The organism is Luteococcus struthionis (assembly GCF_048595755.1).
In the GTDB taxonomy this organism is placed as follows: Bacteria; Actinomycetota; Actinomycetes; order Propionibacteriales; family Propionibacteriaceae; genus Luteococcus.
This window is the reverse complement of sequence record NZ_CP184360.1, coordinates 2,166,950-2,186,111: the sequence shown is the minus strand read 5'-3', so window position 1 is coordinate 2,186,111 and position 19,162 is coordinate 2,166,950. Positions and strand designations below refer to the sequence as shown.

The following is a 19,162-nucleotide window of genomic DNA, read 5'->3' as shown; positions in this document are numbered from 1 at the left end:
CGCCGGGTCACAGGTCGGCGGGGGTTCCCTGGTGGAAGCGGAGCTGCCAGCCCTTGGGGGTGCGTACCCAGATGGAACTGCGCACCGCAATCGCGCCGCGACTGCGGGAACGCCACCGCAGGAGCACCACATCGTCGGCGAGGCGGTCGGTTCCGATCACCTCGAGCGTGGTGCGATTGGTCAGTGGTTCGATGGTGGCCAGCATCCGCGCGCGGCTCCACAGCTTGCCGGAGGCGCCGATCTCGGTGTACTCGGGGTGCAGCAGATTCTCGACTCGCTGCTTGTCGGAGCGCACCGAATCCAGCAGCAGTGACTCCTCCAGGGCGATGACATCGTCGACGTCGGTGCCCGGTTCGGGGTCGTCGAAGCTGAACAGGTCGATCTCGACGGGTTCGGTCGGGGTGGGCGCCACGTCCAGGCTGATGGCATCAGCCTGGCCCGATCCTCGAAAACCCGGCCCGGCAGGCACCTGCGTGCCGTCGCGGTAGGCCCGTGCCGCGGCCTGGGCACGGGAGTCCGCGGCCTCGTTCATCTGGTGGCCGGCATGGCCCTTGACCCATTCGAAGGTCACGGTGCGGCCCACCAACTGGCGGTCGATCTCCTGCAGCAGTTCCACGTTCATCACGGGTTTGCCGTCGGCCTTGCGCCACCCCTTGCGCTTCCACCCCGGCATCCACTTGCTGACCGAGTTGATGACGTACTGCGAGTCACACAGGATGTGGAGCGGCTCGTCGGGTACCACGGCCGTCTGCTGCAGCAGGTTGAGCACCGCCATGAGTTCGCCCATGTTGTTGGTGCCGCGCGGCCACCCTCCGGCGGCCCAGTTGTTGTCGTCGATGTACCACGCCCATCCGGCCGGGCCGGGATTGGACAGGGAGGAGCCGTCAGCTGCTGCAGTGATCACCGGGACATTGTGCCAGCGGGCAGCAGAAAGGGGCGGTGCCACCTGGCACCGCCCCCTCAAAGTCGATTGTCTTCCGCTGGGATCAGCCTTCCTGCTGCTCCTCTTCCTGGCTTGGATCCTGCTGCTCATTGTCCACCGAGCCCTCGATCTGAGCGGCGGCACCGGAGTGGTTCACCTGGATCTTGCGGGGCTTGGCCTGCTCGGCCACGGGGATGGTCAGGGTGAGCACACCGTCGCGGTAGTCGGCTTCGATCTTGTCCAGGGCAAGGCCCTGACCGAGGTTCAGCTGCCGGGCGAAGGTGCCGGCGGGGCGCTCCTTGGCCAGCCAACGACGATCCTCACTGCCCTCGTCGGGCTTGCGCTCGGCGCGAATGGCGAGCGTGCGCTCCTCCACGTCGACGTCGATCGAGGAGGGATCCACCCCGGGCAGGTCGACGCGTGCGACGAAGGTGTCACCGTCGCGGTACAGGTCCATCGGCATCGGGGCGGCGCTGGGCGTGCGAGCGAACTCGTTGACGAAGCGGTCCATCTCACGGAAGGGGTCGAAGCTACGAGCCATGATCAAGTCACTCCTGTCATTGTGTTGTTGGTCCGGCGGCCATTTCGTGGCCGTGCATCCCTTCCAACCAACGACTCCAGCGACTTATTCCCACCCTGAGTCGAACACGCTCAATTTTTTTCGGCGGCGAAGGCGGGACGGATCACCTCGGTGATGAGCCGCTCTCGTTCCTGATGGCTCCAGAAGGCCGAGTGCATGGCAGAGATGGTGCACCGCTCCACATCGGCCAGCGTCCAACCGAAGGCCTGGGCGACGCCAGCGAACTCGCCGCTCAGCGTGGTGTGGCTCATCAGCCGGTTGTCACAGTTGACCGTCACCCGGAATCCCAGCTCGAAGAGCAGGCCGATCGGGTGCTCCCCCATGCTCGGCGCGATCCCCGTCTGCAGGTTCGACGTGGGCGCCAGCTCCAGCGCGATGCGTGCGTCGCGCACGTAGGCCGCCAGCCGCCCCAGCACGGGTTCCTCCCCCGAGGTGTCGATGTCCTCGACGATGCGCACCCCGTGGCCCAGCCGTTCGGCACCGCACAGCTGCACCGCCTCCCAGATGCTCGGCAGCCCGAAGGCTTCCCCGGCGTGAATGGTGAAGTGGGCATTGTTGCGCTTGAGCAGGTCGAAGGCCTCCCGGTGCCGGCTGGGAGGAAAGCCCTCCTCGGCGCCGGCGATGTCGAATCCGGCCACGCCCTCGTCGCGCAGGTCGATCGCCAGCTGCGCGATGGCGAGCGTCGGTTCCTGGTGTCGCATGCTGACCAGCAACTGTCGTGCCACCACGGGGGTCCCCGCCACGCTCGCCTCGGCCATGCCACTGGCCAGGCCGTCGCGCACCGCCACGACAGCCTCGGTCAGGCCGAGTCCCCGCCGCTGGTGCAGCTCGGGAGCCCACCTGGTCTCGGCATAGACCACGCCGTCGGCGGCCATGTCCAGCACGAACTCGTGCGCCACCCTGGCCAACTGCTCGGGGGTCTGCATGGCGGCCACGGTCAGCTCGAAGGGCTTGAGGTAGTCCACCAGGTTGCCGGCATCGCATTGGGTGAAGATCCACTCCTGCAGGCCCCCCGCATCGGTGGTGGGCAACGGATGCCCATTCTCGCGGCACAGGTCGATCACGGTCTGGGGACGCAGCCCACCGTCGAGGTGGTCGTGCAGCGTCACCTTGGGCAGGCCTCGGAGTACTTCACTGCTCAATTTCGCCGTCATGCCGCTCCCAGCACTGGTGTGTCGTCGGTCCTGCTCCACTGCCCAGCCACGCTATCGTGACCCTGTTTCCCGTGCCCACCGCGTCAGGCCCACCTTGATTCACTCGAAACGAGCACCGTCACCACCCCGCAAACGTGGCTTTCGTCCCGACATCCAGGGGATGCGTGCCATCGCAGTGGGCTCGGTCCTGCTCTTCCACGCCCATGTTCCCGGCCTGGAGGGCGGTTTCGTGGGCGTCGACGTCTTCTACGTCCTGTCGGGTTTCCTGATCACCGGCGTCCTGCTGCGTGAGGTCGAGCGCAGCGGCCGGATCGGCTTCCTCGACTTCTACGCACGGCGGCTGAAGCGGCTGGCACCCGTCTACTTGCTGGTGCTGCTGTTCACGGTGGTGGCCATGGCCGTAGCCCTTCCGCCGCTCTACATCGCCCAGTACGGACCCCACGTGGTGGGAGCCCTGCTGTACGTCGCCAACTTCGTCCTGGCCTCCGACATCGCGGGCTACTTCGCCGATGGTGACCCCTCACCCGTCCTGCACTTCTGGTCGCTGGCCGTCGAGGAACAGTTCTACCTGCTGTGGCCCTTGGTGATCCTCCTGGCCACACGCGGGGCCTCCGGCAACGTCCGTGCCCGCGTGGCGAAGGTCCTGCTGCCAGTGGTGATCGTCTCCTTCCTGCTCGCGGTGACCTTGACGCCTCGCTTCCCGACGCCGTCCTTCTACCTGCTGCACACCCGGGCCTGGGAGCTGGGCATCGGTGCCCTGCTGGCCTGCTTCCCCCTGCTGGGACACCGTTTCGGGCCGGCCCTGCGCACGGGACTGCTCGCGGCCGGCGGCCTCGCAGTCCTGGGCAGCGCCCTTGCCGTCGACTCGGACACCACCTTTCCCGGTTGGGCCACCCTGCCCTGTGTGCTGGGAACCGCGGTCATGCTGATCGCCGGAAACCATGGCACGGTGCGGCTGTCCAAGCTCCTGCTCGAGAACAGGGTCATGGTGTGGCTGGGTGACATCTCCTACTCGCTCTACCTGTGGCACTGGCCGATCCTGGTCCTGCCGGCCGCCGCACACGGAGGGGCCCTGCGGTTGCAGCACCACCTCGCCCTGGCGGCGCTTTCGGTCCTGGCGGCCTGGGCGACCCACGTGTGGATCGAGCGCCCCTTCCAGCAGATGCCGCTGGCGGGCCGACGCAAGGCCATCTACCTCACCAGCCTGGGCGCCACGCTGGCACTCACCCTGGTGACGCTCTGCGCCACTGGTTGGGCGAACCACCGCATGGAGGGTCGGTCCGGCTCCGTGCGGATCGAGGCGCTGGAGCAGCGCTTGTCCCAGGTCCCTGCTGCCGTCCTGGAGCGGTATGCCAACGAGTCCGTGACGGCCACGGGGCAGGTGGTCACCCCCTTGACCTTGACTCCCGCCCTTGCAGACCTCAAGCAAGACCTGACAACCATCCAGACCAATGGCTGTGCCGACAACACCAAGGCCGCCTCGACTGCTTCCTGCTGGGGCGGGGATCCCAGTGCCAAGCGCGTCCTGGTGCTCTTCGGGGATTCGCACGCCAGCCACTGGTGGCCCGCCTGGGATGCCATCGGGCGGCAGGAGGGTTATCGAGTGCTCGGCCTGACGGCGAATGCCTGCCCGATCAATGACCTGGGCGAGCGTCCCACCAACCGCACGCCGAAGCAGCACCGCTCCTGCCAGGACTTCCGCGACGCCGCCTTCCGGACCCTCGACGAGCTGCAACCCGAGGTCATCGTGGCGAGCCAGACCGTCACCGAGTACCGCGTCTTCTCCCCCGATCCCCAAGGCTTCGTCGACCGATGGCGCACCGCGATGCCCCAGGCGCTGGCCAAGCTGCCCAAGAAGTCGACGGTCCTCTTCCTGGGGGACTCACCGTCCTTCGACCCCGCCCATTCCCAGACCCCGGCGCCGGGCAAGTGCCTGAGCGAGGGCGACGCCCAGGCCGGTGAGTGCCTCATCCCCGCCCGGATGCCGGATGTCGCGGCGGTCGAGAAGCTGAACAGCGCATTCGTCCAGGACCTCGGCGGACGCTACGCGAACCTTTCGGCTCCCCTGTGCACTGCCGATGGCTGCCCGATGGTCACCCGCAACAATGTGCTCTACCGCGACCACAGCCACGTCACCTCGGCGGCGGCCCGGATCATGACCCCGATCCTGGCCGACGAGCTCAGCCGCGCTGGCCGCTGAGGTCGTCGGGGCCGAAGGCCTGCGGCAGCACCTCGCGCATCCGCAGGATGCCGCGCGGGGTCTCCACCAGCAGGTCGTCACCGCCGTGCTCGAAGAGCAGCTGGCGGCAGCGGCCACAGGGCATGATCACCTCGCCCTGGGCATTGCAGCAGGTGAAGGCCAACAACCGGCCACCCCCGCCAGCCACCAACTCGCTGACCAGGCCACATTCGGCGCACAGCGTCACGCCGTAACCGGCATTCTCCACATTGCACCCGGCCACCACCCGGCCGTCGTCCACCAGGGCTGCGGCGCCGACGCGGTAGTTGGAATAGGGGGCGTAGGCGCGTTCGCACAGTTCTCGGGCACGGCCTCGCAACAGTTCCCAGTCGATCCACTCCTGCCCCGAGCTGGACACCTCAGTGGCCTTCCTTCACATAGGGCTGGCCGTCGGCGGCGGGTGCGCGCACCCGTCCCACCAGACCGGCGACGGCGATGATGCACGCCAGGTAGGGCAGCATCAGCAGCCACTGGCTGGGCACCTCGACGCCGACGGCGGACAGCTGCGAGGCCATCTGCTTCACGAAGCCGAAGAAGAGCGCCATCAGGGGTGCCAGCACCGGGTGGTAGCGGCCCATGATAAGGGCGGCCAGCGCGATGAAACCATTGCCGACGGTGATGTCCTTGGCGAAGGCGCCGGTGGAACCGATGGTGAAGAAGGCACCGCCCAGCCCCGCGAAGACGCCACCGGCCAGCACGGAGCTCCACCGGGTGAGGGCCACGTTGATGCCCACGGTGTCGGCAGCCTTGGGGTGCTCACCGACGGCGCGCACCCGCAGGCCCCACTTGGTGCGGTAGACGAGGAACCAGACCAGGATCACCGAGGCGATGGCCAGGTAGGCCAAGGCCGTCTGGTTGAACAGGATGGGCCCGAAGAAGGGGATCTGCGACAGGCCGGGAATGGCGATGTTCTGCATCTGCGGTGCCTGGTTGAGCTCCCCGGACTGGGGCTGCACCAGCTGGTCGAAGAGGAAGCCGGTGATGCCGGTGGCAAAGAGATTCAGCACCACGCCCATGACCACCTGGTCCACCAGGTAGGTGATGGTGAACAGCGCCAGCAGTGCCGCCATCAGCACGCCGGCGATCACCGCGGCGACCAGTGCGACGGGAATCGACTTGGTCACCGAACCGACCACACCGGCGGCGAAGGCGGCCACCAGGAACTGGCCCTCGATGGCCACGTTCACCACGCCCGCGCGCTCGCACAGGACGCCGGCCAGGGCGCCCAGCACCAGCGGCGTGGCGATGGCCACCGTGCCATTGAGCTGGTTGGTCAGCGGGAAGGGCAGGTCCCGTCCGGCGACGGCCCAGGCCAGGAAGCCGATCATCACGGCCAGCCCGGCCACCGTGCCCGCCACGGCGGGGAGCCTGCCGCTGAGCCGACCCGACAGGTAGCCCAGCCCGGCGAGCAGGGTCAACAGTCCGCAGACCAGCACGGTGGCCATGCCGGGCAGCGTGATGGTGGGCAGCTGCACGGCGTCGAAGGCGTCCGAGAGCGCGAAGCGGGCCTGGCCCTCGGCCTTCAGGGCCAGCACCAGCAGGAGCAGTCCGAAGAGGGTGACCAGCGCACCGGTGGTGAGGCGGCTGCGTCGTGCATCGGCACTCTCGGTGGTGCGCAGCACGATCTCGTCGGCGGCGGGGGTGGCCGCTGCCGGCTGCTGGGGGTACTTGGTGGCCCTCATGCCTTGGCTCCGTTCTCGGCGGCCACGGGTGCGGTGGCAGTGGCGGTGGCCTCACCGGCCAGCGACGGCGGCTGTGCCTTGCGGGCCTTGAGGAAGGGAATGATGGTGCGCACCAGCATGGGTGCGGCGACGAACATGACGATCAGCGCCTGCAGCACGGTGGTGAGGGTGAGCGGTGTGTCCGCCTGCGACTGCATGGCCAGACCACCGGCGTGCATCGCGCCGAAGAGCAGGCCGGCCAGCACCGTCCCGAGCGGCCTGGAACGCCCCAGCAGGGCGACGGTGATCGCGTCGAAGCCGATCGATCCCACCAGGCCGGCCGACAAGGGTGTCGGCAGCCCGAACTCGCCGGGGCCGAGGGCTGCCTGCACACCGGCCAGCCCGGCCAGTGCGCCCGAGAGTGTCATGGCGACGACCGTGGTGCGGGCCACGCTCATGCCGGCGGTGGCGGCGGCGTGCGGATTGGCGCCGACGGCCTTGATCCTGAAACCGGTGGTGGAGCGTTCCATCAGCCACCACACACCGACCGCGGCCAGCAGGGCCAGCACGAAGCCCAGGTGCAGCTGCCCACCTTCCAGGCGGGGGAAGGTGGCGCTGAACTGCACCTCGGGTGCGATCGGGTCATTGCGCCCCGGACGCAGGAAGGCCTTGGTGGTCAACAGCCACGCCAGCGTCAGCGAGGCCACGTAGTTCATCATGATGGTCACGATCACCTCGTGGGCGCCGGTGACCGCGCGCAGCCAGCCGACGAAGCCGCCCCAGATCGCGCCGCCCAGCACGCCGAGCACGAGGGCCAGCGGCAGGTGCACCAGCAGCGGCAGACCGGTGAGGCTGAAACCGATGTAGGCGGCCAGGATCGCGCCCATGATGGCCTGGCCCTGGGCTCCGATGTTGAACAGGCCGGCGCGGAAGGCCAGCGCCATGCCCAGACCGGCACTGATCAGCGGTGCGGCGGCGGCGGTGGTCTCGGTGATCGCCTGCCAACTGCCGACCGAGCCCTGGATCAGGGCACCGTAGGCGCTGGAGACCTTCTCCCAGGACGCGTCGAGGGCATCACTGGGGCGATCGAAGAAATAGGCCCACTTGCCGCTCACCTCGGGATCGGCGGCCACCATCAGGATGGCGCCGATCAGGAAGGCCAGGACGAAGGCCGCCACCGTGGTGACCACCTCGCCCCACGGGATGGTGGCCCTGCGCGACTGCTGGGCCGCGGGTGCGGGGGTGCTCATGCCCGCTCTCCTTCCTGGCTGGCGGCAAGCGCCTCGGCCTCGGGGACGCCGGCCATCATCAGGCCGAGGGCGTCGCGGGGGGTGTCGGAGGGGACGATGCCGACGATCTTGCCGCGGTACATGACCGCGATCCGGTCGGCGAGGGCCTCCACCTCGTCGAGTTCGGTGGAGACGATGACCACCGCGGTGCCGCGATCCCGCTCGGCGACGATGCGCTCGTGCAGGAACTCGATCGCCCCCACGTCGACGCCTCGGGTGGGCTGGTTGGCCACCAGGACGCTCAGCGGACGGCTCAGTTCGCGGGCCAGCACCACCTTCTGCTGGTTGCCGCCCGACAGGCTCGCCACCGGCAGGTCGATGCCATTGGTGCGGATGTCGAACTCGCTCACGCGCTCCTCGGCATTGCTGCGGATCCTCTTCATGTCGAGCGCGAGCCCACGCGCGTACTGGTCGACATGGTTCAGCACCAGGTTCTCCGCGACGCTGAAGGACCCGACGAAGCCGTCGCGCTGCCGGTCCTCCGGCACGAAGCCGATGCCGGCCTCCAGGCTCTGGTGCGGGTTCAGCTTGGTGACGTCCTTGCCGTCCACCAGGATCCGGCCGCTGGTGACCGGCGCGGTGCCCAGCAGGGCCTCGGCCAGCTCGGTCTGGCCATTGCCCTGCACACCGGCCAGGCACAGGATCTCACCGCCGCGCACGCCAAGCTCGACGTGGTCGACCATCATCGCGCCCGAGGGGGCCGCGACCACCAGGTCCTCCACCCTCAGGCGTTCATCGGCCGGGTGGGCCTCCTGCTTGTCGACGCGCAGGCTCACGGCCCGGCCCACCATCAGCTCGGCCAGCTGCGCCTCGCTCATGTCGGGGCTGCCCTCCCCCACGACGGCGCCGCGTCGGATCACGGTGATCCGGTCTGCGATGGCGCGCACCTCGCGCAGCTTGTGGGTGATGAAGACGATGGCCCGGCCCTCGTCGCGCAGGGCCTGCATGACGGCCATCAGCTCGTCGATCTCCTGCGGGGTGAGCACCGCGGTCGGCTCGTCGAAGATCAGGTACTGGGCGTCATTGGCCAGTGCCTTGAGGATCTCGACGCGCTGCTGGATGCCCACCGGGAGGTTCTCGATGATCGCATCGGGATCCACCTCGAGCTTGTAGCGGTCGGACAGTTCACGCACCCGGACGCGCGCTGCCTTCATGTCGAGCGTGCCCATCGGGCCGGTCTCGCGGCCCAGGGCGATGTTCTCGGCGACGCTGAAGACCTCCACCAGCATGAAGTGCTGGTGCACCATGCCGATGCCGGCGGCCATCGCCTGCTTCGGGTTGGTCAGGTGGAGTTCCTTGCCGTCGACGGTGATGGTGCCCTCGTCGGCCTGCAGCAGGCCGTAGAGCACATTCATCAGCGTCGACTTGCCGGCGCCGTTCTCCCCCAGCAGGCAGTGGATCTCACCGGGACGGATGTCGAGGTCGATCCTGTCATTGGCGGTCAGGGTTCCGAATCGCTTGGTGATCCCACGCAGTTGCAGGCCGGGGGCCTGCTCGTGGGACGCGCCGCGGTCGGCTGCAGTCTCTGTCACGGGGCACATACTTCCACACTCGTTGCGGTGGGCAAGGCCCCGCCGGCCGCCACTGTGGGCCGGCCGACGGGGCCTTGACCTGGGTCTGCTGCGGTTCAGATCACTTGGGCTGCGAGGCCGACTCGATCTTGATCTTGCCCGAGACGATGTCGGACTTGATGGTCTCCAGCTCGTCCTTCAGCTCGGCCGGAATCTTCGAATCGAACTCATGGAATTCGGCCAGCTTCACGCCGTCATTGGCCAGGTTGCCAACATAGGGATCGGAGCTGAACTTGCCGTCCTTGGCGGCCTTGATGGCGTCGAAGACCGCCACGTCCATGGCCTTCTGCACCGAGGTCATGATGTTGGAGCAGTAGCTGGCCGAGGAGACGCAGCCGTCGGTGTCCACCCAGACGGCATTGACCTTGCCACCGGACTTCTTGGCCACCTGCAGCGCACCCTCACCGGCGGGGCCGGCGACGGGGAAGATCACGTCGGCGCCCTGGCTGGTCAGCGTGCTGGCGATGCGGCTGCCGCCCGCGACGTCGGAGAAGTTGCCGACGAACTGGCCGCCCTTGGGGTTCTTGGGATTCCAGCCCAGCACCTTCACGTTCTTCTTCTTCTGGGTGTTGAAGTAGGTGGCGCCCTGGTGGAAGCCGTCCATGAAGATGGTCACGGTGGGGATGTTCATGCCACCCAGGGTGCCGATCGAGCCGGTCTTGCTCATGGAGGCAGCGGTGTAGCCGGCCATGAAGCTGGGCTCGGCGGTGTTGAAGATCAGCGGTTTGAGGTTCTTCAGCCCGGCGGTCTTCGCGGCGTCATTCCAGTCGACGATGGCGAACTGCACGTCGGGGTTCTTCTTCGCGGCGGCCACCGTGGCATCACCGAGCATGAAGCCGACGGTGACGATGATGTTGCACTTGGCGTCCACCATCTCGTTGAGGTTCTTGGCGAAGTCATTGGCGGTGGCCGACTGCATCTCGCCGGTCTCGATCTCGAGTTCCTTCTTCGCCCTCACCAGGCCGTCGTGCGAGGTCTGGTTGAAGGACTTGTCATCGAAGCCTCCTTCGTCGGAGACCATGCAGGCCTTGAAGTCACCACTGGCGGCGGCTCCACCGGCCGAGGCGCTCGCGCCGCCAGCACTGGTCGACGGGGTGGCCGCGTCGGGCGCCTTCGCGCAACCGGCAAAGGACAGGGCAAGCGCCGACAACAGGGCCGGGGCGACGAGGGACTTCTTCACTGAACTGCCTCCTGAGCAGATGAACTGTGGATGCTCCTGGGGTGAGGGTGCGCGCACATCGTAACCTGCCGTTCACCCGCTGCGGAGGCCGCTTCCGGAGCTTCTCCGACAAGTGTTGCGCAACCGTTGCCTACCGGCCCCCGTCCTCGGCCCACCCGTGCTCAGCCCACCTGCCGCACCAGCGCCTCCGCGGCATCGAGGATGGTGCTGGTCTCGGCCTGCCAGTTGTCCTCCTGGCCCCGGTGCGGTCCGGTGGCGAGGGAGACGATCACGGCCGCCGCACGCAACCGCAGCTCGGTGGGATCGACGCGTTCGTCGAAGACGGGGACCCATTCCCGGATGATCCGGTGCACCCGTTCGGTCTGTTCGGCATTCATGCGCTGCACCGTCGACAGGTGGGCCACCAGACAGCCCAGGTCATCGGCCCGACGTCCTGGCCCCAACGTGTCGACGTCCAGCATCCCGACGATCCGCCCGCCCTCGACGTGCAGCTGCGACTCGTGGAAGTCGCCGTGGGTGGGTTCGACGCCCAGCGCCAGGCCCTGCAGCCCGTCCTCGATCACCGGCACCAGCCAGTCCAGCCGTTCCGCTTCCTCGGGCAGCGCCTGCGCGACGATCTGGCCGTAGTGCGCCACGCCGTCGGCCCACGGTGCCCGGCGCTCCAGTTGCGCCACCGCCGGGGGCAGGCTGTCCAGCAGCGCGACGATGGTCTCGGCACGACATGGCGGTTCGGGGTCGAACATCGCCTGGGCCAGCGGCCGTCCCGGCGCTTCGCGCAGCACCAACAGGTGGTCGTCGGTGACCGCCACCACCTCGGGGGCAGGAACCTGGGCCTCGTCCAGCATCACGTGGCGCGCGGCCACCTCGGCCGCGCTCTCGGCGCGCAAGACCTTGACGTAGAAGACCTGGGAGCCCACCTCCATCCGCACCACCGCGCGGCGGCGTGGGCGGTAACCCACCATGGTCAGGTTCACCTCGTCGGGGCCCACCGGGCGTCCCAGCAGTGAGAACTCGTTGACGATCTCGCTCATCCGCTCGGGGTAGGCGGCTCGCGCCAGGCCGGGCAGGTCGGGATCGGCCGGGTAGATCCAGACGGCGGCGCTGCGGCCACCCGCCTCGAAGAGCTGCGCACGCTCGTCCGTGGCCGCCGGCCCCTGGGCCCGGACGCTGCAGCCGAAGAGCTCGGTGCGCTGCCCGAAGCTCCACCGCACCTCGGCCACATAGGTGGCGGTGGTCGAGCGCAAGGGGTCGTGGTCGACGTGGTCGAGCCGCCAGTCCAACAGCTCACCCCCGGCGTGCTCGGCGGCGGCGCTCAGCAGCGGCCCCACCTCCGCAGTGGTCAGCAGTTCCTGTCCGTCCTGGTCCTGGGTCATGCGCTTCCTTCCTGGGCGACGGCGACCGGCAGGGGTTCGGCCCCCTGCTTGCGCGCGGAGAACCACGCGGCGCGACGCCCGTCGAGCTCGGTCACCGTGAACACGATGCGAGCCCGCTCGGGCAGACGATCCACCTCTTGCCCCTCCGGGTCACGTTCCAACTCGACGACCAGCTGGTCGCCGAGCTGGGCCAGCTTGCCCAGCTGGGCCATGAAGTAGCCCGCCACCGTGTCATAGGGACCCTCGGGCAGCAAGTAGCCGTGCTTGTCGGCAAACTCCTCCAGCGTCATCAGGCCGTCGATGTCGTTGAGCTCACTGTGCCCCGGCTCGGGTTCACGGTCGTACTCGTCGGTGATGTCACCGATCAGCTCCTCCACCAGGTCTTCCAGGGTCACGATGCCGGCGGTGCCGCCGTACTCGTCCTTGACGATGGCCAGGTGCGAGGCCTCCCGACGCATGTCGGTCAGGGCCCGCAGCACACGCACGGTCTCGGGCAGGCCCAGCACCGGGCGCACCAGCTGGCGGATCGGGGCCGAGCGGGCGTCGGGCGCCAGATCCATCAGGTCACGCACGTGCAGGAAGCCGAGGATGCGGTCACGCGAGCCGTCGGTGACCGGGTAGCGCGAGTGCGGGGCGCCCTGCACCTCGCGGATCGCCTTGTAGGCGGGCATGTCACCGGGCAGGAAGTCCACCTCCGTGCGCGGCACCATCACCTCGCGCAGGCTGCGTTCGCCCGCCTCGAAGACCTCGTCGACGATGTGGCGCTCCTCGGCACCCAGGGTCTGCGACCCGATCACCATCTGGCGCAGTTCCTCGTCGGTGACCTCCTCGCGCGAGGCCGACGGATCCCCGCCGAGCAATCGCACGGCCACGTCGGTGGACTTGCCCAGGAACCAGATGATCGGACGCGCCACGCGGGCGATGGTGTCGACCAGCGGCGCGATCGCCAACGAGAAGCCCTCCGCCCGCTGCATGGCGATGCGCTTCGCGGTCAGCTCGCCGAGCACGATCGAGAAGTAGGAGATGGTCACCGTGATGAGCACCAGGGCGAGGGTGCTGGCCAGCCCGCTGGGCATGCCCAGGCCCACCAGCAGGGGGCTCAGCGCCGGTGCCAGCGTCGCACCGCCGAAGGAGGCCGACAGGAAGCCCGAGACGGTGACGCCGATCTGGACGGCGGACAGGAAGAGGTTCGGGTCGGAGGTGAGGCGCGCCACGGCCTCGCCGCGCTTGCCGCGGGAGGCCAGGGCCTTGACCTGGCTCTCGCGCAGCGAGACCAGTGCCATCTCGGCGCCGGAGAAGACACCGCCGACACAGATGAACAGGAAGATCAGGCCGACATTGGTGAGGATTTCACTAGGACTCATGCGTCACCTCGGTGACGCCTGGGACTGTGGCCCTCCTGGTCGTGACGGTTGCTGCGCGGCGAACGTGCGTGGGTCTTCACCCGCTCAGGATACCGACTGCCCCGCACTCGCTTCGAGAATGGCCCGCCCCGCCATGGGTAAGGTGTGCGCGTGAACAACGCGCAGCCGCCCCAGCAGAACACCCCCGGGAATCCCGAAGCCGTCCAGGAAGAGACCTGGGTACTGACCGTCTCGTGCAATGACCGCCCCGGCACCGTGCACGCCGTCTCCGGGGCCTGTGTGGCGGCAGGCGGCAACATCACCGAGTCGCAGCAGTTCACGTCGCAGGACTCCGGACGATTCTTCATGCGCGTCACCGTGGACACCGCACTGGACCGGGCGGGCATCGAGTCGGCGCTGGCCCCCGTGGTCGAGGACCTGCAGGCCGAGTGGCTGCTCGACGTGGCCTCCCGCCCCACTCGCACGCTGGTGCTGGCCTCCAAGGCGGGCCACTGCCTCAACGACCTGCTCTTCCGGCAGCGCTCGGGCCACCTCAACATCGAGATCCCCATGGTGCTGTCGAACCATCCGACCTTGGCCGATCTGGCGGGTTTCTACGGCATCGACTTCGAGCACCAGGCCGTGCTGCCCGAGACCAAGGCCGACTTCGAGGCCCGGATCCTGGAGCTGGTGGACGAGCACGACATCGAACTGGTGGTGCTGGCCCGCTACATGCAGATCCTCTCGCCGGAACTGTGCGAGGCACTGGCCGGCCGTGCGATCAACATCCATCATTCCTTCCTGCCCGGTTTCAAGGGCGCCAATCCCTACCGGCAGGCCCACGAGCGGGGCGTCAAGCTCATCGGCGCCACCGCACACTTCGTCACCAGTGACCTGGACGAGGGGCCCATCATCGAACAGAACGTGGTTCGGGTGGACCACTCCCGCACCGTGCCGGAGCTGGTGGCGATCGGACAGGACGAGGAGAGCCGCACCCTGACCGAGGCGGTCAAGCTCTTCGCCGAGAAGCGGGTCTTCCTGGACGGGCATCGCACCGTCATCTTCCGCTGAGCCCTTTGCCCACCAAGGATTTCTCGCCTCCGCACGCCACGACCACCGTCGTGGCGTGCGGATCACTCCAAAAATCCTTGTGACAAATTTCTCATCTTCCTAGTGACATTGTTCACAAGGACGACTAGCTTTGCTCCAGTTCGTGCCAACGCCGGCACGACGACTGCACCACCGCAGTAGACGCAAGGAGCACGATGAGCACGCCACACCGCGCCGATCATCACGAGGATCCCGCACAGAACCTGCCGCCCGCCGAACCGCAACGCGCCGCCTCCGAGGGCCCCACGCCCTATGTCGCCAATGACGAGGCGCTGGCCCGCGTCCATGCCTCTGACGAGTTCCGCGAGCTCAAGGGCCGTTTCCGCAAGTTCGCCTTCCCCCTCAGCGCTGCCTTCCTCATCTGGTACTTCGCCTACGTGCTGCTGAGCACCTATGCCATCGACCTGATGAAGAAGCCGCTGTTCGGAAACGTCACGCTGGGCCTGTTCCTGGGACTGTTGCAGTTCCTGACCACCTTCGTGATCACGGCGCTCTACATCCGTCACGCCAACAAGAACCTTGACCCGATCGCCACCAAGCTGCGCGCCGAACTGGAGGGCCACCGATGAACACCGACCCCCTGATGCAGTTGCCGCTGCTCGAGACCGCGGTCAAGCTGGGCAACCCGATCGCCAACATCATCATCTTCGCCCTGTTCGTGGTGGGCACGCTGACCATCGTGATCCGCGTCTCCACCGGCGGCAAGAAGGAGGCCGGAGACTTCTACACCGGTGGTGCCTCCTTCGACGGCCGCCAGAACGGCCTGGCAATCGCCGGTGACTACCTGTCGGCTGCCTCCTTCCTCGGCATCGTCGGCGCCGTCGCACTGACCGGTTACGACGGCCTGCTCTACTCCATCGGCTTCCTGGTCGCCTGGCTCGTCGCACTGCTGCTGGTCGCCGAGCCCCTGCGCAACACCGGCAAGTACACGATGGCCGACGTGCTGAGCTTCCGCACCCAGGAGAAGCCGGTACGCATGGCCGCAGCGCTGTCGACCCTGGCCGTCTCCTTCTTCTACCTGTTGGCCCAGATGGCGGGCGCCGGTGGCCTGGTCTCGCTCCTGCTGGGCGTCACCAGCCCGATGATGCAGAACCTCGTCATCCTGCTGGTGGGCGCACTGATGATCATCTACGTGCTGATCGGTGGCATGAAGGGCACCACCTGGGTGCAGATGATCAAGGCCGTGCTGCTGATCTCGGGCGCTGCCGTCATGACCTTCTGGGTGCTCGGGCTGGCCGGCATGAACCTCTCCACCCTGGTGGGCAATGCCCAGTCCAAGGCCGACGCCATCAAGGCCGCGGACCCGGCCGCCATGGGTGCCGCGTGGAAGGACCTCACCGAGCCGATGGGCAAGTACGGCTCCAACAAGCTGGGCTTCATCTCGCTGGCGCTGGCCCTGGTGCTGGGCACCGCCGGCCTGCCGCACGTGCTGATGCGCTTCTACACCGTGCCCACCGCCAAGGAGGCCCGCCGCTCGGTCACCTGGGCCATCGGCCTGATCGGTGCCTTCTACCTGTTCACCATGGTGCTCGGTTACGGCGCCGCCTGGCTGGTGGGTTACGACGTCATCAACGCGCTGCCCGGTAAGGCCAATGCGGCCGCTCCTGCGCTGGCCTTCTGGCTGCCCGGCAAGGGCCTGGGCGGCACGGTCTTCCTGGCCGTCATCGCCGGCGTCGCCTTCGCCACCATCCTGGCCGTCGTGGCAGGCCTGGCCATCACCGCCAGCGCCTCCTTCGCGCATGACATCTACAACTCGATCCTCAAGGACGGCAAGGCCGACCCTGACTCCGAGATGAAGGTGGCCCGCAACACCGTGATCGTGATCGGCCTGCTGGCGATCGTGGGCGGCATCGCGGCCAAGAGTCAGAACATCGCCTTCCTGGTGGCGCTGGCCTTCGCCGTGGCGGCCTCGGCCAACCTGCCCTCCATCCTGTACTCGCTGTACTGGAAGCGCTTCAACACCCGCGGTGCGGTCTGGTCGATCTACGGTGGCCTGATCTCGGCACTGGTGCTCATCACCTTCTCCCCCGCCGTCTCCGGCGAGAAGACCTCGATGTTCCCCAATGCCGACTTCGCCTGGTTCCCGCTGGACAACCCGGCCCTGGTCAGCGTCCCGGTCGGCTTCATCCTGGGTTGGCTTGGCTCGATCACCAGCAAGGAGCACAACGCCGCCAAGTACACCGAGATGGAGGTCCGCTCCATGACCGGTGCCGGTGCAGAGGGTGCCATCGCGCACTGACCGGTTCGTCCTGGTGCACGACGGCCGTCCTTCCGTTGCGGAAGGACGGCCGTTCGTCGTCCCCCCACCGACGACCGCGCGAACCGGCCCGCTAGGCTCGGGGGAAAGTCCATTCGGCTACCCGGACACCATCAGGGGTGGCCCTCCAGTGAGGCACGACAGCCCTGTACTGTTTTTCGTGCCAGCCCTCCGTCGAGAAGAGGAATCCAATGAAGAAGACCCCAGTGAAGGTTGCCGTCACCGGTGCCGCCGGCCAGATCTGCTACAGCCTGCTTTTCCGAATCGCCAGTGGCGCGGTGCTGGGCGACACCCCGATCGAGCTGCGCCTGCTCGAGATCCCGCACGCCATGAAGGCCCTCGAGGGCGTCGTGATGGAGCTGGACGACTGCGCCTTCCCGAACCTCAAGAATGTCGTCATCGGTGACGATCCCGAGACGGTCTTCGAGGGCGCCAACATCGCCATGCTGGTGGGTGCCTTCCCCCGCAAGGCCGGCATGGAGCGCGGCGACCTGCTCAGCGCCAATGGCCGCATCTTCACCCAGCAGGGCAAGGCCCTCAACAAGGTGGCCGCCGACGACGTCCGCGTGCTGGTGACCGGCAACCCGGCCAACACCAATGCGCTGATCGCCATGAACAACGCCCCCGACATCCCCAACGAGCGCTTCGGTGCGCTGACCCGCCTCGACCTCGACCGCTCGAAGGCGCAGATCGGCAAGAAGCTGGGCGTCACCACTCGCCACATCGAGCGTCTGACCATCTGGGGCAACCACTCCTCCACCATGTACCCCGACCTCTTCCACGCCACCGTGGACGGCAAGCCGGTGCTGGAGGAGATCAACGACGACGAGTGGGTGAAGAACGCCTTCATCCCCAAGGTCGCCAAGCGCGGCGCCGAGATCATCGACGCCACTGGCCTGTCGAGCCGCGCCTCGGCCGCCAATGCCACCGCCTCCTGCATGCATGACTGGGAGCTGGGCACCGTGGGTGGCGACTGGACCAGCATGGGCGTCGTCTCGGACGGCTCCTACGGCGTCCCCGAGGGCCTCATCTCCTCCTTCCCCGTGCGCCACAAGGACGGCGACTGGGAGATCGTCCAGGGTCTGGAGATCAATGACTACAGCCGTTCGATGATCGACCGCTCGGTTGCCGAGCTGCAGGAAGAGGCCGCCGCTGTCAAGGAGCTGGGCTTCATCTGAGTTTCTCCTGCGTGGCCGTGAGGCCAGGCACACGACAGGCCGCCACCCCTCGGGGTGGCGGCCTGTTCGGCGTCGTGGTGGCCGTGCTCAGATGCCCGGTTTGGAGTGGGGCACCAGCAGGGTGAGCACCAGCATGGCTCCCCCCACCAGCAGCAACAGGGTGGCGTCGAACCATCGCTGCCGCACCGCGAGCAGGCCGGCCACCCGGGCAGGCAGGACGGCCCGCAGTGCCCCGGCCAGCAGGACGCTGCAGCCGATCGCGAAGGCACCGCGTCGCCAGTGCCCCGTGGCGGTGACTCCCAGGCTGGTGAGCAGCGCCACCATCACCAGGGCCAAGGGCCACTGGTTGAGCGAGCCGGCCGCCGCCCGCGCCCGCGACCGCGCCAGCCTCCGCTCATCGTGCGCACCGGACATCAGGACTGCCGAACCGCCAGCTGCTCGGCCCGGTCCACCACATTGCTCAGCAGCATGGCGCGGGTCATCGGTCCGACGCCGCCGGGGTTGGGGGTCACCTTGGAGGCCACCTCCCACACGTCGGCGGCCACGTCGCCCACCGGCTTGCCGTCGACGCGGCTGACACCGACGTCGATCACCACGGCGCCGGGCTTGACCATGTCGGCGGTGAGGAAGCCGGCCCGCCCCACCGCGGCGATGACGATGTCGGCCTCGCGGGTGTGGGCCGCCAGATCCTTGGTGCCGGTGTGGCACAGGGTGACGGTTGCGTTCTCGCTCTTGCGGGTGAGCAGCAGCCCCAGCGGGCGCCCCACGGTGGTGCCGCGGCCCACGACGCAGACCTCGGCGCCGGACAGCGGCACCTCGTAGCGGTTGAGCAGCTCGACGATGCCGCGCGGGGTGCACGGCAGCGGGCCGGGCTCGGTGAGCACCAGCTTGCCCAGGCTGGCGGGGGCCAGGCCGTCGGCGTCCTTGTCCGGGTCGATCAGCGACAGGGCGCGGTGCTCGTCCAGGTGCTTGGGCAGCGGCAGCTGCACGATGTAACCGGTGCAGGCCGGGTTCTCGTTGAGGGCCTGGATGGCCTCGTCGAGCTGCGCCTGGGTGGTGTCCTCGGGCAGGTCGACGCGGATCGACTCGATGCCCACCTGGGCGCAGTCCTTGTGCTTGCCACCGACGTAGATCTGGCTGCCCGGATCGGCGCCGACCAGCACGGTGCCGAGCCCGGGCACGACGCCCTTCGCGCGCAGTGCGTCGACGCGCACCTTCAGCTCGTCCTTGATCTGCGCGGAAACCGCCTTGCCATCAATGCGTTCTGCAGTCATTGCATGTCCTCTCCTGGATTCCCCACCACGA

Annotated in this window: 17 protein-coding genes; 5 read left to right on the top strand and 12 right to left on the bottom strand. The window is 68.0% G+C overall.

Features of this window, described 5'->3' with window-relative positions; translation table 11 throughout:
• Positions 1–7 precede the first annotated feature (7 nt).
• The 3 genes from ACOAMO_RS10050 to ACOAMO_RS10040 all read right to left on the bottom strand — a co-directional run bounded on the left by ACOAMO_RS10050 (position 8) and on the right by ACOAMO_RS10040 (position 2,644).
• The gene (locus tag ACOAMO_RS10050) at positions 8–904 is read right to left on the bottom strand and encodes an RNase H family protein (protein ID WP_420174656.1); all 897 of its coding nucleotides are present in this window, start codon (positions 902–904) and stop codon (positions 8–10) included.
• 82 nt (positions 905–986) lie between these two features.
• Positions 987–1,463 carry an Hsp20/alpha crystallin family protein gene (locus tag ACOAMO_RS10045; RefSeq protein ID WP_420174655.1) on the bottom strand — a complete coding sequence of 159 codons (477 nt, stop codon included), beginning with the start codon at positions 1,461–1,463 and terminating at the stop codon, positions 987–989.
• Positions 1,464–1,573: 110 nt separating this feature from the next.
• Entirely contained in the window at positions 1,574–2,644 is a 1,071-nt protein-coding gene (locus ACOAMO_RS10040; protein WP_420174654.1) for an adenosine deaminase, read from the bottom strand.
• Between the two features lie 172 nt (positions 2,645–2,816).
• Here ACOAMO_RS10040 and ACOAMO_RS10035 point away from each other — a divergent pair, with 172 nt between their 5' ends.
• Positions 2,817–4,856, top strand: a complete 2,040-nt coding sequence (locus tag ACOAMO_RS10035; RefSeq protein ID WP_420174653.1) for an acyltransferase family protein — start codon at positions 2,817–2,819, stop codon at positions 4,854–4,856.
• On the opposite strand, the gene ACOAMO_RS10030 is transcribed toward ACOAMO_RS10035, so the two are convergent.
• The 7 genes from ACOAMO_RS10030 to ACOAMO_RS10000 form a co-directional block, all read right to left on the bottom strand.
• A complete protein-coding gene (locus tag ACOAMO_RS10030; protein ID WP_420174652.1) occupies positions 4,837–5,253 on the bottom strand; it encodes a cytidine deaminase in 417 nt (138 codons plus the stop codon). The genes ACOAMO_RS10035 and ACOAMO_RS10030 overlap by 20 nt on opposite strands.
• Position 5,254: 1 nt before the next feature.
• The gene (locus tag ACOAMO_RS10025; RefSeq protein WP_420174651.1) at positions 5,255–6,577 is read right to left on the bottom strand and encodes an ABC transporter permease; all 1,323 of its coding nucleotides are present in this window, start codon (positions 6,575–6,577) and stop codon (positions 5,255–5,257) included.
• Positions 6,574–7,806 (bottom strand): ABC transporter permease, encoded by a 1,233-nt coding sequence (locus ACOAMO_RS10020; protein WP_420174650.1) that lies wholly within the window; start codon positions 7,804–7,806, stop codon positions 6,574–6,576. The genes ACOAMO_RS10025 and ACOAMO_RS10020 overlap by 4 nt, the downstream gene beginning before the upstream one ends.
• On the bottom strand, positions 7,803–9,377 hold the full coding sequence (locus tag ACOAMO_RS10015; protein WP_420174649.1) for an ABC transporter ATP-binding protein: 1,575 nt from the start codon (positions 9,375–9,377) through the stop codon (positions 7,803–7,805). The genes ACOAMO_RS10020 and ACOAMO_RS10015 overlap by 4 nt, the downstream gene beginning before the upstream one ends.
• A gap of 100 nt (positions 9,378–9,477) precedes the next feature.
• Positions 9,478–10,596, bottom strand: coding sequence for a BMP family lipoprotein (locus tag ACOAMO_RS10010; protein ID WP_420174648.1), 1,119 nt, complete (start codon positions 10,594–10,596; stop codon positions 9,478–9,480).
• Between the two features lie 161 nt (positions 10,597–10,757).
• Positions 10,758–11,969: a phosphotransferase gene (locus ACOAMO_RS10005; RefSeq protein ID WP_420174647.1), complete on the bottom strand. Its 1,212-nt coding sequence runs from the start codon at positions 11,967–11,969 to the stop codon at positions 10,758–10,760.
• A complete protein-coding gene (locus ACOAMO_RS10000; protein ID WP_420174646.1) occupies positions 11,966–13,333 on the bottom strand; it encodes a hemolysin family protein in 1,368 nt (455 codons plus the stop codon). Before ACOAMO_RS10000 ends, ACOAMO_RS10005 begins: the two co-directional genes overlap by 4 nt.
• A 150-nt stretch (positions 13,334–13,483) precedes the next feature.
• On the opposite strand from ACOAMO_RS10000, the gene purU reads away from it, so the two are divergent.
• The 4 genes from purU to ACOAMO_RS09980 all read left to right on the top strand — a co-directional run bounded on the left by purU (position 13,484) and on the right by ACOAMO_RS09980 (position 17,857).
• Complete coding sequence (gene purU / locus ACOAMO_RS09995; RefSeq protein WP_420174645.1) at positions 13,484–14,383, top strand: formyltetrahydrofolate deformylase; 900 nt, start codon at positions 13,484–13,486, stop codon at positions 14,381–14,383.
• 194 nt (positions 14,384–14,577) lie between these two features.
• A complete protein-coding gene (locus ACOAMO_RS09990) occupies positions 14,578–14,991 on the top strand; it encodes a DUF485 domain-containing protein (protein ID WP_420174644.1) in 414 nt (137 codons plus the stop codon).
• Positions 14,988–16,661, top strand: a complete 1,674-nt coding sequence (locus ACOAMO_RS09985) for a cation acetate symporter (protein WP_420174643.1) — start codon at positions 14,988–14,990, stop codon at positions 16,659–16,661. The genes ACOAMO_RS09990 and ACOAMO_RS09985 overlap by 4 nt, the downstream gene beginning before the upstream one ends.
• Positions 16,662–16,870: 209 nt before the next feature.
• On the top strand, positions 16,871–17,857 hold the full coding sequence (locus tag ACOAMO_RS09980) for a malate dehydrogenase (protein ID WP_420174642.1): 987 nt from the start codon (positions 16,871–16,873) through the stop codon (positions 17,855–17,857).
• 87 nt (positions 17,858–17,944) lie between these two features.
• On the opposite strand, the gene ACOAMO_RS09975 is transcribed toward ACOAMO_RS09980, so the two are convergent.
• Complete coding sequence (locus ACOAMO_RS09975; RefSeq protein ID WP_420174641.1) at positions 17,945–18,271, bottom strand: DUF3017 domain-containing protein; 327 nt, start codon at positions 18,269–18,271, stop codon at positions 17,945–17,947.
• Positions 18,271–19,131, bottom strand: a complete 861-nt coding sequence (locus ACOAMO_RS09970; protein WP_420174640.1) for a bifunctional methylenetetrahydrofolate dehydrogenase/methenyltetrahydrofolate cyclohydrolase — start codon at positions 19,129–19,131, stop codon at positions 18,271–18,273. The genes ACOAMO_RS09975 and ACOAMO_RS09970 overlap by 1 nt, the downstream gene beginning before the upstream one ends.
• Positions 19,132–19,162: the final 31 nt, after the last annotated feature.

Excerpts from the sequence above, each read along its gene's own strand:
- ACOAMO_RS10045 (WP_420174655.1), bottom strand. The coding sequence starts at position 1,463 with ATGGCTCGTAGCTTCGACCCCTTCCGTGAGATGGACCGCTTCGTCAAC.
- ACOAMO_RS10035 (WP_420174653.1), top strand. The coding sequence starts at position 2,817 with ATGCGTGCCATCGCAGTGGGCTCGGTCCTGCTCTTCCACGCCCATGTT.
- ACOAMO_RS10025 (WP_420174651.1), bottom strand. The coding sequence starts at position 6,577 with ATGAGGGCCACCAAGTACCCCCAGCAGCCGGCAGCGGCCACCCCCGCC.
- ACOAMO_RS10020 (WP_420174650.1), bottom strand. The coding sequence starts at position 7,806 with ATGAGCACCCCCGCACCCGCGGCCCAGCAGTCGCGCAGGGCCACCATC.
- ACOAMO_RS10005 (WP_420174647.1), bottom strand. The coding sequence starts at position 11,969 with ATGACCCAGGACCAGGACGGACAGGAACTGCTGACCACTGCGGAGGTG.
- ACOAMO_RS10000 (WP_420174646.1), bottom strand. The coding sequence starts at position 13,333 with ATGAGTCCTAGTGAAATCCTCACCAATGTCGGCCTGATCTTCCTGTTC.
- ACOAMO_RS09990 (WP_420174644.1), top strand. The coding sequence starts at position 14,578 with ATGAGCACGCCACACCGCGCCGATCATCACGAGGATCCCGCACAGAAC.
- ACOAMO_RS09985 (WP_420174643.1), top strand. The coding sequence starts at position 14,988 with ATGAACACCGACCCCCTGATGCAGTTGCCGCTGCTCGAGACCGCGGTC.
- ACOAMO_RS09980 (WP_420174642.1), top strand. The coding sequence starts at position 16,871 with ATGAAGAAGACCCCAGTGAAGGTTGCCGTCACCGGTGCCGCCGGCCAG.
- ACOAMO_RS09975 (WP_420174641.1), bottom strand. The coding sequence starts at position 18,271 with ATGTCCGGTGCGCACGATGAGCGGAGGCTGGCGCGGTCGCGGGCGCGG.
- ACOAMO_RS09970 (WP_420174640.1), bottom strand. The coding sequence starts at position 19,131 with ATGACTGCAGAACGCATTGATGGCAAGGCGGTTTCCGCGCAGATCAAG.